Raw genomic sequence first — 16,495 nt, forward strand, 5'->3', positions numbered from 1 at the left:
GCCGGGGCGCCGGGTAGGGGCGCCGTCACGGCGTGGTGGCCAGGCGTTTGGAAAGTGCCGCAGGCAAGTGCGAGCCCAGCGCGACCAGGACCAAGATCGTGCCGGTGGCAAATAATGGTGACGCCAGCACATCTGCCAGGTAGTGGGCGCCGACGATCAGCCGGCAGGCGGCAACGACTACCACGACGGGTACGCCGACGCGGTAGATCCAGGTGCTCACGTGCCTGCGGTGGTGGAAGGCGACGGCCAGGGCGGCCACCAGTGCCGCCGCGAACGCTACGTGTCCGCTGGGGAAACTGTCCGGCTGCGTCTCGTGGACCAAGGCGTGTACTGTCCCGGCCGGCGGTCGGGCCCGGTGGAACAAGATCTTGCCGGCCTCCACAGAGAACCAGCCCGGGATAGCCAGTAGCGCGACGATGACCGCCGCGACTCGGTCGCGGCGCCACCACAGGGCCGCGCACACGACCACCAGAATCTGCGGCGCGACCATCGGGCCGAAACCGACCTGCACGACCTTGCCGACGGCGACGAGCAGGCCGTCGCGGTGTCGGCTGAGCCAGATGTCCAGTGATAACTCGCCGCTGTCCCGGGCGCCCACACCGGTGACGATCGCGCCGACCACCAGCCCCAGCAGCCCGATCGCCAGCCCGGCCAGCAGCATCACGGGGTGCGCGCCGACCGTCTGCCGCCAGGAGGCTGCCGCCCGGTGAGCGGCCCGGCGCTGCCGGGCTTCGGAACGGGTGGACGGTGGTGCCATGTTGCGCTGCTCCTGTGTGGCTGATGCCGACGCGGGTGCGTCGGCCTGATGGCGGAAGACCCACCGGCGTCGCGCTCAACTTGAGCCGATGACGCTGAATCCACTGAAAGCAACACCCGCCAGAAAGGACCTGCGGGCCGGCCGGGACAGGAGGTGCGGCCCGGCGGGGTACCTCGCAGCCGAGCCGGCACCCTCCCACGGCGCGCGCCACATGCGTGCGCGAGAACCTGGTGCGATCGTAATCACCCGCACCGCCTAGGACTAAGTCCACCGCGACCCGTTCGAAGGGTGCACCACGTTCGCCGGGTCTAACTGGGACGCACAGAGCGTTGGTGTGCCCAGTCGCCAGACGAACCGTCCGGGGCGGGTTCGAAGTCAGCACCATGGGCATCGGCCGTGAACAGGTCAATGGATCGCCGACATCGCGGTCCACTGCTTCCAGGTCAGCGCCCAGTCGTAGAGTTTGGTGCGGGTGTCGGCGAGCTTGACCTTGGTGCCGCTGACCTCGATCGGGTCGCCGTAGATCGCGCTCTGGTAGTAGGCCTTCGCATGCGGCGTGGACAGGTTGATGCACCCGTGGGAGACGTTCGTCGTGCCCTGGTAGCGGACCGTGGTCGGGTTGGCGTGGATGAACTGGCCGTCGTCGTTGAACCGCACCGCCCAGTGCTCGATCTCGTCGTAGTGGAACAGGGTGGATTTCATCTCGAAGGTCTGGTGCTTGCTGGTGACGATGTTGATGCCTGAGCGGGTGTTGCGGATCGGGTCGGAGTCCAGACCGTATGACGCCGGGTAGGTCGCGACCTTGACGCCGTCGCGGTAGATCACGAGGTTGTGCTTTGCCGCGTCGGCGACCACGACCTGGGACCGCCCGACCGTGAACTGCCAGTCGAAGTCCTGCACACCGGTGACACCGCCGCCGAAGTCCAGGTGCGCCAACGGCGCGATCACGTGTACCTGCGTGTGCGCGGGCCAGTACTGCTTGGTCCGGAAGTGCGCGGTGGAGTTCGGTGCGTCGTCCGGCAGCCACGCCCAGGACCCGACGGCCTTTCGCCATGCGCCGGTCGACCCGGCCGGCCGCATCAGCACCTGAAGGTTCTTCTGCACGGTGGCCGGATCGGTCACCCTGGCGCCGAAGCCGAGCACGATCGGCGCCGCCACACCCACCGTCATGCCCACCCCGATGTTGGCGGTCACCCGCACCCTGAGTGTGGCGGCCGTCGAGGAGACCATCCCGTGGCTGACCGCGCCGGCCGGAGTCGTCGCGGTCCACGACCAGGTCTCACCCGGCCCGACCAATCCCGAACTCACCCACGAGGTGCCATTGCCGGAGAGGTCCCCGCCGACGACGGCACCGGCCGTGTCCGTGACGGTCAACGACCGCAGCGGAGCCGAAGAGTGCAGCGTGACCGGCGCACCGAACGGCACCGGACCGCCCCGGATGCCACCTGCAACCGTGACCGCAGCGGGTACCGGTGCTCCTGAGCTGCGGCGCGCCGGGTCCGTGCCCGCTGCCCGGCCGCTGCCCCCGGAGGTGGATCCGGCCTCCGGATTGCCGCACGCGGCGGCACCGGCGAGCACGGCGCTGGCGAAGGCGCCACCGACCACGACACGTCGAGTCAACCCTGCGGACACATCAAACCCCCACTGAATCGAACCTTCCAGGCCGCCAGAATACGTTCGCCACCCAGGTAAACCGGGCGGACACGGGCAGCCCAGCGAGGAGTGCTGCTGACATCCGCCGCCCGAACGCTCCATGGAAAACCCCTTCAATCGGTCCATCCACACCCGCAGGTCGGCGGCGCACCGCCCGCAGCGGCGACCCCGGACCGCCCAGAGTGCTTCTGTAACAGATTACTTCTGACCCAGAGATACTCTGATAGATTTGTGCCTGTGAATATGGTCGGCGCTGATGACGGGCGGGGGCGGTCCCCGGACCAGGAAGCCCCGGGCCCGCGTCGTGCGCTGCCTGCGCAGGATGTGGTGGGTCGGGATGTGTCGGTGTGGGCGTTCACCGAGGTCGTGACCCGGTTGCGGCGGGTGCTGCGGACCTCGATCCGCCGCGACATTCCGTGGGAGACCCTGCCGATGGCGCAGGTCGAACTCCTACAGGGTTTGGCCGAGCGACCTGGGCAACGGTTACGGGAGGTCGCCGAACGGCATCGGTTGGCGAACAACACGGTCAGCACGCTCGTTGAGCAGATGGTGTCCGCTGGGCTGATCGAACGGCACCCCGACCCGCATGACCGGCGCGCGGTCACGGTGATGGTCACCGATCACGGCAAGCGAGCATTGGCGCAATGGATGGACGGGCACGAGCGCCGTTTCCAATCCGCCCTGGACGGGCTGTCCGCGGCCGATCGGCGCAGGATCATCGCCGCCGTCCCGGCGCTGGCGCGCCTGGTGCATCAGCTGGAACTGGCCGAACCCTCCGACCCCGCCGCGGAACCGGCCGGCGCAGCCGGAACCGGACACGGTTGACCACGCGGGTTCTCGATCATGCACGCTGAACACGCGGCGACCGGGCGCGGGCCGTTGCTGGATGCACCCGATGTCTCCCTCCGGTTCGGTGCAGCGGGCCGTGGGACCGCGCCGGGCGTGGCGACGGTGTGGCACGCGGCCCTGGACGCGGTGGCCGGCTTCCGATGGTGGCGGATGGCGGCCGCGACCATGCTCACCGGGTTGCTGGCCGGCGTGGGCGGGATCGCGCTGACCGAGCTGTTGCACGGGGTGCAGCATCTCGCGTTCGGGTACACCCGGGGGGATTTCCTGGCCGGTGTGCTGGCGGCGCCTGGCCCGCGGCGGGTGGCAGCGCTGACCGGCGGCGGGTTGCTGGTCGGGGCCGGGTGGTGGTGGCACCGGCGCCGTACCGGTGCACAGGATGTGTCGGTCACCCACGCGTTGCGTACGCCCGGCACCCGCCTGCCCGTGGCGGGCACGATCGTCGACGCTGTCTTGCAGGTCGTCGCGGTCGGAGCCGGGGCGTCGCTGGGGCGAGAAGGCGCCCCGCGGCAGGTCGGCGCCGCGCTGGGTGGCTGGATCGCCGGACGGATCGGAGTCACACCCTCCCAGCGGCGAACCTTGCTGGCCTGCGGCGCGGGCGCCGGCCTGGCAGCCGTCTACAACGTGCCGGCCGGCGGGGCACTGTTCACCCTGGAGATCTTGCTGGTCTCGGCCAAACTCGGCCAGGTCGTGCCCGCCGCGCTCAGTGCGGTCACCGCCACGGTGACCGCCTGGACCGTGCTTGGCGCCCAGCCCACCTACCGGGTCGAGCCCGTGCACTACTCCACAGCGGTCCTGACCGGCGCCCTGGTGGTGGGGCCGCTCGCCGGGGTGGCCGGTGCCGGGTTCCACCGGCTGGCGGACCTGGCGCGCACGCACGCCGCGACCGGCGCCTGGACCCTGCTCGCGGTCCCGGGCTGTTTCACCGCTCTGGGGGCGGTCTCGATCGCCTACCCGCAAGTGCTGGGCAACGGCAAGGCCGCCGCCTACCTGGCGTTCACCGGCAGCGTTGGGGCAGGGCTCGGCGTGGTCTTGCTGGTGCTCAAACCCGTGGCGACCGCGGCCTGCCTGAGCTCCGGGGCGATCGGCGGGCTGCTGACCCCGTCGCTGGCGACCGGTGCCCTGCTCGGCGCGGCCCTAGGGCACCTGTTGGGCGGGGCCGGGTCTGGGGCCTTCGTGGGGGCGTATGCGGTGCTCGGGGCAGCCGCCGTGCTGGCCGTGACGCAACGCGCGCCACTGACCGCGATCGCCCTCACCCTCGAATTCCTGCACACCGGGCAATCAGTCATCGCCCCGATCCTGGTCGCCGTGACCTTCGCCTCAGCCACCGCCTGGGTCATCGACCCGGACACGCTGCCACACCTACTGCGCGCGGCACATCTACCAACGACCTGGGGGACACCCACATGAACTCGCCGACACTGGCCGTGCTGCCGCGGTATCTACCCAGTCCACCGATCAACGGTTTCCACCTGGGCCCACTGTTCGTGCACGTCTATGGGCTGATGTACGTCGTCGGCATCACGCTGGCCATCATCATCGCCAAACGCCGGTGGCGCGCCGCCGGCGGTGAGCCCGCGCTGATCGAGGAGATCGCGTACTGGTGCGTCCCCGCCGGAATCATCGGTGGCCGGATCTACTTCGACCTGACCACGCCCAGCCAGATGACGCACCGGTGGTGGGGGCCGGTCGCGGTCTGGGACGGCGGCATGGGCATCTGGGGCGGGGTGCTGGCCGCGGTCCTGGTCGGATGGTGGCGGATCCGCCGCCGCGGCCACCCGGTCGGGCCGGTCATGGACGCGATCGCCCCGACCCTGCTGATCGCCCAGGGCATCGGGCGGATCGGCAACTACTTCAACCAAGAACTCTTCGGCGGACCCACCCAGTTGCCGTGGGGACTCCAAATCGCGCCCGCACATCGCCCGCCCGGCTACCAGCAGTACGCGACCTTCCACCCCACCTTCTTGTACGAGCTGCTGTTCGACTTCGCCTGGGCGGGACTACTGATCTGGTTGGGCGGGCACCGGCGGGTCCGCCCACCCGGACTATTCGCTCTCTATGTCGCCGGGTACTCCGCCTACCGGATCTTCGAAGAATCACTGCGCATCGACTACTCACAACACTTCCTCGGCCTGCGCCTGAACACGTTCGTCGCCACCAGCCTCGCGGTTATCGGCGTTGGCTGGTACCTGTACGCCCAACGCCATCCGAGACCACCCCACGATGCGCCCAGCCCGCCCGCGCCCGCCGTCACCGGCCGGCCCGGTAAGAGCGCCGAGTGAAACCTGCCCGGTCGTGGAGCAGGTGTCGACAGATGCTCGGGGTCGGTGTCGTCACGCTGGGCCTGTACGCGGTGTTCGCCTGCGTGCGGCCCGTTCCCGCGCCACGAATCACACTCGACCCAGCCCTGGCACCAGCAGCGTCGCGACCCCACCTGGCATGGCCGGCCCGTGGACAAGCCGCCCTCGCCGCCGCCGGGTACGGGGTTCTCGCCGTGCACGGGAAACAGACACCGACCCCCACAGCGAGCATCGCCAAGGTCATCACCGCGCTCTGTGTGCTGGCCAAAGACCCCCTGGGGCCAGGTCAGCACGGGCCGACATACACGATCACCACGGCGGATGCGAACGCCTACCACACCGAGGCCGCCCATGGGGACTCGGTGGCGGCCGTGACCGCCGGTGAACACCTGAGCGAGTACCAGGCGCTGCAAGCGTTGCTGGTGCCGTCGGCCGACAACGTCGCCGACTCGCTAGCCCGATGGGTGTTCGGCAGCCTGCCCGGGTACCGACGCTACGCGACCAGGTTCTTGCTCGCCCATGGCCTGGCCCACACCCGCATTGGTCCGGACGCCAGCGGCCTGGACCCGCACACCACCAGCACCGCCGACGACTTGGCCAAGCTCGCGCTGATCGCCACCGGCAACCGGGTGCTGATGCAGATCGCCGGACAACACAGCGTCGACCTGCCGGTCGCCGGACGGGTCACCAATTGGAACACCGACCTCGGCACCGCCGGCATCACCGGCCTGAAAACGGGCAACAACACCGTCGACACCGGGGCGTTCCTGTTCACCAGCACCGTGTCCGACGGCACGAGGACATTGCCGGTCGCCGGCGTGATCCTGGACGCCCCGAGCCTGCCGGACGCGCTGCACGCGGCAACCCGGCTCGTCAGGTCGTTGCACGTCGGGTTCCGCCAGGTCACCATCCCCGCCCGACGACGCGTTGGCACCCTCACCACCACCCGGGGCCAGCCGGTGCCCATCACCACCACCGAACCCATCACCCTGCTGCGGTGGCAGGCCGCCCCCGTCACGATGACCGTTAGGTCCATCCCGGGCCGAACACGCGGCGATGCGGGTACGCTGCAAGTCAGCGCCGGACCACAGATGCGCGAGACTGACCTGGAGCCCCTGCGCGTGATGCCCGGACCGAGTTTGTGGTGGCGCCTGACCCACCCGTGACCCCTGCGCCTGCCCGGGAGAACTCCGCTTTCGTCGCCAGCCAGATGCGACGGCACCACCACCCGTGATGGGGCTGCGCGATGGCGGGCCCGCGACCGCTGGGGACTTGCGATCTACCTGCCAAGCACGAACGACTAACAACACCGACGATTGAACGTCGGCGGCGCGGCAGGGGATGCCGCCTCGATCTCGAAGAACTCCAACAGCACCGCGAACCTCCGGCGGCATGCTCGCCCCAATGTTCTTGTTCGGCGCGACATTCGGCGGACAGCTCGGCAACGCGATGGACTGCCACTTCTCCCAACTTTGCACGGCGACCCAGCGTCGATGGCGGTGCACCCGCCGACCTTTCGGCGATGTGGTCTCGCTCGTAGGTTTCGTCGAGGGGGCAGGTCCGGGCTGTTGGGTCGTTCAAGTCGAGGCCGCAGGCGCAATCCAGGGCGTCCTCGGGCCGGCGAAGGTCCCGATGAGCAGACCCAATCAACGGTAATTCTGGTGGCGGGTCGTTCTTCAGTGTGTCCGATGGCGCCTGCCTGTCGTGCACCGCAGCACGATTTTGATCAGCAGCATGACGACGACGATTAGGACCATTGCCAGCATGACTGCGGCTGCGGCACCACCAAGAGCCAGCACCACCGCCGTCTGGATCGCCGTGACTTTCGAAGAGCTCAGTACATGCATCACGTCTCAACTGGTTGCCGGTGCCGGGTTCGGTGGGCGCCCCACGGGAACTCGTTGCGGCCGGCGCCATACATGGTGAGGTACGCGATGAGGCCGGCAAGGAAGATCGCACGGCTGGTGCCGACCACGGCAGCAGGGAGCTCTGTGGCAACGGTGATGCTGAAGATGAACCACGTCGCGACGGACAGAGTCAGCCACGGGACCGACCGGTACCAGCGTTGCAGGAGATCGACACAGGTGACGGCCAGTAGCAGGCTGGCGGTGTAATAGGGGTAGGTGCCGGGATCAAGGAGGAGGCGCACCGCCAGGGCGATCGCCGGAACAGCGACCGGGCGCCCGATCCGTACACACCACAGCGCGAATGCCGCCGCAAAGCAGAGTTGGGCGGCGCGGTCCCACGGCGGTGTGGTCGCCGCCTGGATCCCGAGCGCCCGCAGGGCCGAGTCGGGCGCGTTCGTGATTACGAACGACCCCAGGCGTTGTAGCGTCGACGGATCGGCCAGCAGGAAGGGCATCCAGGCCAGCGCGGACAGTGCGACGAAGGCCGAGACACGACGTGCTCGGTTTACTGGGTGTGCAAGCAGGATCAGTGCAAATGGCAGCGCCCACGGCTTGGCGGCGCCCGCCGCGGCCACCAGCATGGTTGCCAACCAGGGCCGGTCCCGTATCAGCGCGCACAGTGCGGCCGTCGTCAAGCTCATCGCCAGTGCGTCGTCGAGGTGGCCATAGTGCACGCTGAGAACCGCCCACACCGGCATCAGCGGCAGTCCCACCAGCAAGGTCGAGCGCGGAGATGGCGGCTGGCCACGTACGCTGCCCGCCGCGGCGACCAGCAGCCAGATACTCATCAGGCCCAGAGCCGTCATGACAAGTGCGCCGAGCGCCGCACTCGCTGAGCCACCGGCAGCGGTTATGGTGATCGCCGACAACAGGGCAAGCGGACCCATCTGCAACTCCGGATGCACGGCATACACGTGTAGCCCGCCACCGGCTGATCCCAGGCGGGACAGCGCGCCAGCACCGGTCGCGAAGTAATGCCACGAGTACATTCCGCCGGGCACCTGCAGCAAGCTCCACAGAGTCGCCCACGTAGTCAGCACGAACCAGACACGTGCCATGGGGCCAGGAACGCGAAACAACCTGACCGACTGATGACATACGCTGAGATCCTGCGGCGAAGTTCGGTCGGCGAGCGACGCGACGAGCGGATCAGTCAGCGTACGCATTGACCAATTGTCGACGAATATGCCTGTGGCGACGCTGTGTACACCCCAAGGTGGCTTTGTAGACATCCCACGCGAGTCAAGTGTCAAGCGGCATGGGCATCTGGGGCGGCTTGCACGTGATCTGGCCAGACCGGGGTGTCGTGCCTCTTAACGCTGCGCGGGCGGCCCAACGGCGTTTGGTGAGCCAGAGCGCAACCGCGATGCTGGCAAGGATGCACGACGTGTCGCGGATCGGCAGCGGCCCACGGTGCCACACGCCCTGGTGAGGACTTGGGATGAAGGCAGGACATCCTGCACGCGCCGCAGTCTGCCTGGCCGTCAGAAAGCTGGGACAGTCCCGTCCCTACCGGACGGCCGGGATGCCCAGATGCACGATCCGGGTCCGGTTCTGTGCTGCCTCGAAGTCGTTGATCTTGCGGGTGATCGCCTCGAGCACGGCTCTCTTTGCTTCCTGTTCGCCGCGCCATCCGCGGGTCTCGGCCTCGCTGACTTGGTCGATGACGTTAGTTCGGGTCTGTCGGAGCCGTTGGACACCATCTTCGTCGACTTGTGCGAGGTCGCAGCGTTCGCAGGCGTATTCGTGGTCGCAGGCGCTTTCGTACTGGCGCATGCATGTCCCGATGGCGATCGATCGGGACATGAAGTTCTCGGTGAAGGAGTCCCATTCGTCTTGGGTGCTGGCGCGGTACTCGTCCGCCCTGGTCTGACGGCGCGCGGCGATCCAGGAGGAGTGGGCGCGGATCACATCGTTGGGGAAGACGGCGGCGTAGCCCTGGGTTGTGGTCAGGTTGGCGTGACCCAGCAGGGCTTGGATGATATGCGGCGGCATGTCGCCAGAGTTCTGGCGTTCGGTGGCGAAGATGCGCCGGAAGTCGTGCGGCGTGTAGGCCACAGGCCGACCCGCGTGATCAGTGATTGCAGCTTCTTTGTTGAGCTGATCGATCACGATTTTCACGTACGCCGGTGTCATCGGCCTGGTGTTGCCGTGCTTGAACCCCTTGCCAGCAGTGCGCCGCATGATCAGCGGCAGAGGCGGCAAGTTACGTCGTTCGTGATAGTCGTAGCCAACGATGGGCGGGAGGTTGCGTCCGCAGCCGGTAACCCGGCGGATGCGTTGGAGGATGGCGCCGAGCACGGCGACGGCCTCGGGTTCCAGCACGATGCACCGTTCTTTGTCGTTCTTCGACGGCGCGACGTGCAGCAGCGGGACGCGGCCGACCACGGGGTCGGGGTGCACGTAGTCGCGGATCGCGATTTGGGAGATTTCCAGCAACTCCTCGATGCGAAGGCCGGTGTGGCGCAACAAGACGACGATCGCGTACCCCCAGAATGCGGACTCTTCGGCGTGCACGAGGTCGATCTTGCGGTCGTTGCTGACCTGGGTCACCCGGAGGTGGTCGTTGCCCGGCGCGTCAGTGCGGCGGTAGGTGACGCCGTCGTGGGTGAACGTGGCGCCGCGGTCGAGGGCGGATGCTGCGGCCATCATCTGGGTGAGTTGCTGGTAGCAATGCGCGGCGACGTTGACGAGCCGTTCGACATTGGGCAGGCGGTCGCGGGTCCGATCGTGTGAACGTTGCTTCGCTAGGCGCCGGAGCTTCTCGGCTCCCTTGGTTTCGATGGCGCTGACCGGGCAGCGCACCGCCCACTGCCCCCACCGCTCCGGCTCCTCGTGGGCCCATTCTTGGATGTCGAGGTACATGCCGCGCACGGTCGCGACCTCGTCAAGGAAGGCGGAGCGGGGGCGGATCGGTTCCCCGGTCGGGGTGCGCAGGTGGCGCAGCCACTCCTTCCATGCCTCGGCGACGTCCTCGCTGATTGCCAGGGTGTCGCACCCTGGGTCAAGCTGTTCGATGACGCACCAGAAGTTCCGCACCAGCGTGCAGGCCACGGAAGCTTGGGTGCTGTAGTCGAGGGTGATGAACCGGCGCTCCAGGTACGCCGTGAGGACCCGCGCGATGGTGGGGCTCTTGACCCCGTAATGGCTGACGAACTGGGCGGCGTTCTTGCGTCCGAGTCGCTTGCGGCGGGCGGTGTAGTCGCCGTCGATGAGGCCGTGCTTTGCGAGCAGGCTGTTGATCTCTTGGACTCCGCTGAGGTGCTTGCCGGTGGCGCTGTAATCGTAGGCGAACGCGACCAGGTCATCGACAGCCAGGCCACCGATCGGTTTGCCCGTTACGGCGCATAGCTGCGCGAGCCGGTTGCGGGTCCAGCTACGCCGTACGTACTTGGTGGATCTGCCGTTGAAGCCGCTCAGGTCCAGGTCGGCAAACACGCGCGCGTAGTCAGGGTCGGCGCGCACGACGTGCAGGTGCGCGGCCAGCCAGGGTGTGACGAACGGTACGAGGAACGCGGCGCGTGGGCGCACCACATCCAGCGCGATCAGCATCTGAATGCCACGCCGGATGTCGGCGCGCTGGCCTGACCTGGGACTCTTCGAATCGCCCCCCAGGGCGCAACGTGTGAAGACTTCTTGGACGACGTCGTCGGTGCTGCCGACAGATCCGTCGGCCAGCGGCGTGCGGTCCCAGCGTTGCTGCCAGTCTTCGCCGTCGAAGACCATCAGGTAGTCCAGCACGCACCCGGTGCCGCGCACTGCCCGGGTGATTTCGGGCGTGGAGTCGGTGTACCGGGCGCCCGCGGACCGTGCCTCCCGGCGGATCGCGCCGACGTCCCAGAGACGGTGCGGTTGCGGTGCCGGGTCGAAGACAATTTCGTGTCCGGCGGCCCGCAGCAACCGCGACCGTTCCGGGATGTAGACCTGCGAAGGAAGCGACAGATCGATCTCGGGGATGCTCTCCGTGTCAGCCTCGACGTCTGTGCGGTTACCGGCGGTCATCAGTTGGCCTTCCCGAACAGCGCGTCCAGCGCGTCCTGGTCGTACCGGTCGGCGAACGCGGTCACCGGCGCGGGTCGCTGGCTCTTGGTGACGATGGCCTGTGCGTGTGCGGCTACGAGGTCGTCGATTCGGACCTTGGTGTATTTCTGCGTCGTGAGGATGGATTCGTGGCCCAGCAACTGCTGGACCTTGAAGATGTCCATGCCACCCTGCAGCATCCAGACCGCACAGGTGTGCCGCAGGTCGTGGGGTGTCCAGTCGCTGCCCAGCCGCTGGTTCGCCTTACGAAGGACTGCTCGCAGCGCCTCGTAACCCAGCGGTCGCCGCGCGCCTCGCTGGGTCACCCACACAGGGTCACCGCCCCTGGGCTCGTAGCCGATGTCGAGGTGGTAGCGCCGCAGCTCCAGGATGGCCTCTGACCCGGCCGGTACCCAGTCCTCCTTCAACCCGCCCTTACGGCGGTACCGAACCAGTGCCCGGCCCCAGTTCACATCCTCGCCGCGCATGCCGAGCAGTTCGGAGGACCGTGGCCCCGAATCGACCATCATCCGAAGGATCGCGCGGTCGCGCTGGTTGGTCATGCAGTCCCAGACCGTGACGAACTGCTCCTCGGATAGGTATCGGGGGATGTGCTTCGGTTCGGGGAGGCGACCGTTACGGATACGGCGGCCGCGCGGGTAGGTGACCTGTGGTCCGCCCTCGCGGTAGGTGCGCCGGACCTGCTCTTGTTCCTTGCGGCTGTTGTAGGGCACTGGATTGAACAGCGGCTTTCCGTCCATCTCCGCCAGATACTCGTACCACTCATGCAGCACGACGCGGGAGTGGTTCAAAGTCGTGGCGGCATAACGCTTGTCGTCCGGTGCGTGCTTGCCCGTCACCAGGTTCTGCCCGAGTCGCGTGTCCCCACGCGCCTTGCGGTTTCCGCCGGTCTTACCGACCAACTGCGCGTGGCGCATGAAGTCGTCGTACTCCCAACGCGTCGCGACGTCGTACGCCACCCCGATCGCATCAAGGAAGCGCAACCAGCGAAGAACCGCGCCACCGTAGGACTTCAGCGTCAGCGGTCGTGCGCCGTACAACCACAACGCGCCGAGATAACGGTTGGCAGCACGCTCCGCTGACGCATCCCGCGGAAAGCAGACCAGGTACGGGACAGATCCGCTCACCGCACAGACACCCCCGACCAGCTCGACTTCCACGCCCTGCACATCACGCTCGGTTGGAGGCTGCGCAATCACCGGGAACTACCTCCTGATCGGGGTCATCTGCTGCTGCTGCTGCAAGACCCTAGCCAGAAAAGTACGGATAACAGCGCCACGGCTGCTGTGGTGGGAACTAGTCGACGGCACCGTCGAACTTGCCTGGGCAGGGCACCACGACGATCCGATGCCGTGAGCGAATCGACATGAGACAGAACCGTTTTCAAGTGACGATACAAGGAGTCCGATATGTCTGAGGCCGCAGGGGACGGGCTGGGTGACGGCCGGCCCGACCCGGTTGAATGGGCGGCGTCGAACCCCTCAAGCTACGGCGCATGGGCGCTGTGGCGTGCCGCGGGCATCGCCTCATGGATCGGCTTCCCATGCGCGGCGGTGGGTGCCGCCGCCGTCATTCTTCAGCGCAGTACCGGCGGACCTGCTTGGCTCTGGGCGGCGGCCGCGGGGCTGTTCTGCGCGGGCGCCGGGCTCGGTGCCGACGCCCTGATCAACCGGCTGCGCACCACCCTCATCGACGGCAATCTGCTCCGGGCAGAACGCGAAGAACCACGCCAGGCCGGCCGGTCGAACACTGCCAGGGTCCGCGCCGGCGAAGACACCGACGAGAGCGGCGAGGAACCGTACACGTGGGATGTGCTGCTTGATGACCTCGACGAATGCCTGACCGACTTCGACCACGACCTGGCAGATCTGCGGCGAGAACTGGACTGGCCACCCGGAGACGGCCCCGTCGGGCCGACGTACGGACACGGCGTCGAGGCGCGGAAACTACGCGGTGCTATCGCCCAGTTGCATCGAGATGTCGCGGTATCGCGCACCTTCACCCGATCTCCGGGCGCCCCAGCTGATGGCGGCGAGGAAGGAGGCACCACCGGACCACATGACGCGTAACAACCACCGCAAGAAGAGAAGCCGGCCGATGCGCTGAAAGCACGGCCGGACCATCGGATCGAGATTGGAGCTCGAAACCATGGCACAGAGCAATGACCTGACCATCGTCGACAAGATCACCGTCTTGAAACACCTGGTCAACGGCCACGACACCGAGTGGGTGGTGATGGCAACCGCGCTGACGGCCGAGCAGGTCCAGGCGATCGCCGAGACCTACGGCCCGGACACCGACAAGATGGGATGGGCGATCGACGAGCTGACCGCAGACCTGGACAGGATCCGGGCCAGTCGTCCGCGGACGAACGGGAAGGCCGCCACGGTACGACGGTCCGTGGGCGACCCCCGCCCGGTCAGTCGTGTTGCGCGGCCAGTGAAGACGGCCGCGGACACGCTGATCCACGCTGCTTCGGAGTCGTCGAAAGCTCGCACCCACAAGCTCGGAGTGAAGATCGCCGGCTTGCTGGGAGATCTTTCCGCCCGGCTTGAGGCCGAGCGACAGGAGGCTGAGGCGCAGGCCGCCGAGGCGGCCGCCGATGCCGAGCGACAGGAGCGGATCAAGCAGCTTGAGGCGCAGAAGGCGAAGGTCGACAAGGAACTGCGTGCTCTGCGGTGCCGCACCCGCAGCACAAAGACGGCGCCGCCGCTGGGTGCCCCCGCGCCTGTCGTCCGAGAGTGGGCCAAAGAGAACAACATCGAGTGCCCGACGCACGGCAAGGTGCCCAACCGTGTGCGCGACCAGTACGACGCCGCCCACGTTGCGGCGTGACCCAGCCGTGAACTGCAGGAGCGGCGCCGCCGAGTAGTTCGACCAACATCCCCGTGGAGTGTGCCGGTCAGGCGGCATACTCCACGGGGGACATTTTGGAGGGATCGACGATGGCCACCGAGGACGACATGCGCGGCGACTTCGCGGATGCAGACGTGGCCGTGTCGCTCAGAACGCCGCACCTGGCCCGGGTCACACACCATCGGAGCGGCGTCGTCGAGTGGGTCGCGGTGCTGCTGCAACGAGTCTCAGTACCCGCCATCCTGGTCTCAGCGACTTCTGGCACCCGGTACTGATCCGTCGGGCACACCTGCAGCAGATCGCCGACGACATCGAGAACGAACGCTGGGCCACCGCGCAGCCGGTCCGGCTAGGCGACGCTCACGAGTACCTGGCCAGTCAGGGCATCCGGCACTGAGTCGACAGCTGATCCACCCGAGCTACATCGGGTGCGAGGACAGCATCGGAGCTATCGGCCGGCTGCGTTCCTGCTGCGTCGGGTGAGTTTTCAGCACCCAACGATTCAGCCACGGCGTCGGCGGGATGCTCGCCGAACTTGCCGGCGCACCATGCGCGGCCGCGAACTCGTCGGCGGCGCGTTCAAGGGGCAGCACAGCGCACCGACTCAAGGCACCCATCGCGGCCAGCAGCACCACCGGTACCAGGACGATTGGCCAGGACCAGAGGACCGCGGCCGCCATCACACCGCCCTCGAGCACAAGCGTGACGGCAACCGAGATCACCGTGAGACGCAACCGCCGGCGCCGCAGACCGGTGGCGTGGCCAAGTACGACATGACCGACCTCGTGGGCGATGTGGAACCGCATTGTCGCGGCATCCTGCAGGACCTGCTCGCCGAGCGTGAGAATCACACCGTCGTCGCTGACAGCCGCCGAACCACCGTAGCCGGGGATCCACTTGATCCCCTCCAGCCGCAACGAGTACCTCGACAAGAGCTGGCCAGCCCACTGCGCGGCGGTCTCGTGGGTGAGCGAGGCAACCGGCGGCTCGCGCATCACTGGCTGCCGCCGCGCAACCGTGCCAGCAGCTCGCCCGGATCCCCGGGGAATGCATCACCGATCCGTTGCGGATCGCTCGTGGGCTCCGGCGCCGGGCCGTGCGCGAAGTCGAGCTGGGGATTGAGAAACGCGTTGCGGGCGTCGACGGCCGCAACGAGGTGCTGGTAGGCGACGTAGTCGCGAGGGTCGCGCAACCAGGCAGTCGCCGCATTGGCGACCGTGCTGTCATGCCACCGCTTGGTCGCCGGCACCGATGACGGCAGCGACGGATCGAGGGGTTCGGCCTGACTCACCTCACCGAGCATGCCACGGCCCGTCGATCCGCTACCAGTACACGAGCATCGGGCGGCCTCTCGTGTCAGCGCAGACCGTAGGTTCTGTTCAGCTGCGCCGGCACTGGCATGAGCTGTTCCTTCGGTACCCAGCGATGCACCACCGCCGGCTCATCGGCTTCAGGCAGTGCGACCACGTCGACGATGAGCGCCCAGTGGCGGCCGGCCCGCCGAACTGGTGGAGTGCTCAATTCGAACGGTGCGAATTGCTTGCCCCGGTATCGAAACGGCCGGTATCGCTGAGGGCGTGCGTTGTCGAGCTTCTTCATCGTGAAGGTCGCTTGGGGCCTGCAGGTCGGATTCACGATTCTTCTGAGTGCTTGCTGACCTGTGATGGCACAACAAGGATCGGTCTGTTTCCGTGACGGACCAGTTGCTCGGCGACGTTGAGTCCGGCCGGCCCGGCGAGGAAGTGGCCCAGGGCTGTTGCGAGAGCTCGCGCGTGCAGGTGCTGTCCGACGATGATCAGGCCAGCGTCGAGTTCTTCGGCTCGGTGCAGCAGGACGTGCCAGGAGTCGCCGTGGTGGACGTGGTAGTCCCAGTCGTCGTGTGATAGCTCGATGAGTGTTTCTGCGTGGTGTTGCAGTGTCTGCAGGTGTTGACGGACTTCGTCTTCCCAGTCGGCGGTGTCGGGGTCGATGGGGGTGTCTTCCAGATCCACGATGTGTTCGACGTACAGGTGCACCTCGAGTCGGCTGGCGAGGTGGGCGGCTTGGATGAGCGCGCGGCGGCTGGCGTCGTGGTCGTCGAAGCCGACGATGATGGGTCTGGTGCAGATGTCGATCATCACGTTCCCTCGGTGTCC

16 protein-coding genes are annotated in these 16,495 nt (G+C 67.5%); 7 read left to right on the top strand and 9 right to left on the bottom strand.

Annotated features, from left to right (window positions below; translation table 11 throughout):
• Nucleotides 1–25: 25 nt before the first annotated feature.
• On the bottom strand, nt 26–757 hold the full coding sequence (locus EFY87_RS03765) for a phosphatase PAP2 family protein (protein ID WP_123270109.1): 732 nt from the start codon (nt 755–757) through the stop codon (nt 26–28).
• 405 nt (nt 758–1,162) lie between these two features.
• Entirely contained in the window at nt 1,163–2,377 is a 1,215-nt protein-coding gene (locus EFY87_RS03770) for a L,D-transpeptidase (protein ID WP_158607495.1), read from the bottom strand.
• A 276-nt stretch (nt 2,378–2,653) separates the two neighbouring features.
• Here EFY87_RS03770 and EFY87_RS03775 point away from each other — a divergent pair, with 276 nt between their 5' ends.
• From EFY87_RS03775 to EFY87_RS03790, 4 genes are read left to right on the top strand one after another with little or no spacing between them, the layout of a single operon-like run.
• Nucleotides 2,654–3,235, top strand: a complete 582-nt coding sequence (locus EFY87_RS03775; RefSeq protein WP_123270111.1) for a MarR family winged helix-turn-helix transcriptional regulator — start codon at nt 2,654–2,656, stop codon at nt 3,233–3,235.
• 18 nt (nt 3,236–3,253) lie between these two features.
• Nucleotides 3,254–4,666 (top strand): chloride channel protein, encoded by a 1,413-nt coding sequence (locus EFY87_RS03780; RefSeq protein ID WP_123270112.1) that lies wholly within the window; start codon nt 3,254–3,256, stop codon nt 4,664–4,666.
• Nucleotides 4,663–5,538 carry a prolipoprotein diacylglyceryl transferase gene (gene lgt / locus EFY87_RS03785; RefSeq protein WP_123270113.1) on the top strand — a complete coding sequence of 292 codons (876 nt, stop codon included), beginning with the start codon at nt 4,663–4,665 and terminating at the stop codon, nt 5,536–5,538. The genes EFY87_RS03780 and lgt overlap by 4 nt, the downstream gene beginning before the upstream one ends.
• A gap of 32 nt (nt 5,539–5,570) precedes the next feature.
• A complete protein-coding gene (locus tag EFY87_RS03790; RefSeq protein WP_123270114.1) occupies nt 5,571–6,722 on the top strand; it encodes a D-alanyl-D-alanine carboxypeptidase family protein in 1,152 nt (383 codons plus the stop codon).
• Between the two features lie 680 nt (nt 6,723–7,402).
• Here EFY87_RS03790 and EFY87_RS03800 read toward each other — a convergent pair.
• The 3 genes from EFY87_RS03800 to EFY87_RS03810 form a co-directional block, all read right to left on the bottom strand.
• Entirely contained in the window at nt 7,403–8,521 is a 1,119-nt protein-coding gene (locus tag EFY87_RS03800; protein ID WP_123270116.1) for a hypothetical protein, read from the bottom strand.
• Between the two features lie 451 nt (nt 8,522–8,972).
• Complete coding sequence (locus EFY87_RS03805; RefSeq protein WP_158607496.1) at nt 8,973–11,204, bottom strand: tyrosine-type recombinase/integrase; 2,232 nt, start codon at nt 11,202–11,204, stop codon at nt 8,973–8,975.
• A 260-nt stretch (nt 11,205–11,464) separates the two neighbouring features.
• On the bottom strand, nt 11,465–12,664 hold the full coding sequence (locus tag EFY87_RS03810; protein WP_148043240.1) for a tyrosine-type recombinase/integrase: 1,200 nt from the start codon (nt 12,662–12,664) through the stop codon (nt 11,465–11,467).
• A gap of 249 nt (nt 12,665–12,913) precedes the next feature.
• Here EFY87_RS03810 and EFY87_RS03815 point away from each other — a divergent pair, with 249 nt between their 5' ends.
• The 3 genes from EFY87_RS03815 (at nt 12,914) to EFY87_RS03825 (ending at nt 14,635) form a co-directional block, all read left to right on the top strand.
• Complete coding sequence (locus tag EFY87_RS03815) at nt 12,914–13,573, top strand: hypothetical protein (protein ID WP_123270119.1); 660 nt, start codon at nt 12,914–12,916, stop codon at nt 13,571–13,573.
• A 79-nt stretch (nt 13,574–13,652) separates the two neighbouring features.
• Entirely contained in the window at nt 13,653–14,339 is a 687-nt protein-coding gene (locus EFY87_RS03820) for an Lsr2 family DNA-binding protein (RefSeq protein WP_123270120.1), read from the top strand.
• A 110-nt stretch (nt 14,340–14,449) separates the two neighbouring features.
• Nucleotides 14,450–14,635: a hypothetical protein gene (locus EFY87_RS03825; RefSeq protein ID WP_148043241.1), complete on the top strand. Its 186-nt coding sequence runs from the start codon at nt 14,450–14,452 to the stop codon at nt 14,633–14,635.
• Nucleotides 14,636–14,779: 144 nt separating this feature from the next.
• Here the strand turns inward: EFY87_RS03825 and EFY87_RS03830 are convergent, their stop codons facing one another.
• The 4 genes from EFY87_RS03830 to EFY87_RS03845 form a co-directional block, all read right to left on the bottom strand.
• Nucleotides 14,780–15,355, bottom strand: a complete 576-nt coding sequence (locus EFY87_RS03830) for a M48 family metalloprotease (protein WP_123270122.1) — start codon at nt 15,353–15,355, stop codon at nt 14,780–14,782.
• Nucleotides 15,355–15,651, bottom strand: a complete 297-nt coding sequence (locus tag EFY87_RS03835) for a hypothetical protein (protein ID WP_148043242.1) — start codon at nt 15,649–15,651, stop codon at nt 15,355–15,357. The genes EFY87_RS03830 and EFY87_RS03835 overlap by 1 nt, the downstream gene beginning before the upstream one ends.
• Nucleotides 15,652–15,716: 65 nt before the next feature.
• A complete protein-coding gene (locus EFY87_RS03840; protein WP_123270124.1) occupies nt 15,717–15,959 on the bottom strand; it encodes a hypothetical protein in 243 nt (80 codons plus the stop codon).
• 32 nt (nt 15,960–15,991) lie between these two features.
• On the bottom strand, nt 15,992–16,477 hold the full coding sequence (locus EFY87_RS03845) for a universal stress protein (RefSeq protein ID WP_123270125.1): 486 nt from the start codon (nt 16,475–16,477) through the stop codon (nt 15,992–15,994).
• Nucleotides 16,478–16,495 lie beyond the last annotated feature (18 nt).

Source organism: Flexivirga caeni, assembly GCF_003724155.1.
In the GTDB taxonomy this organism is placed as follows: domain Bacteria; phylum Actinomycetota; class Actinomycetes; order Actinomycetales; family Dermatophilaceae; genus Flexivirga; species Flexivirga caeni.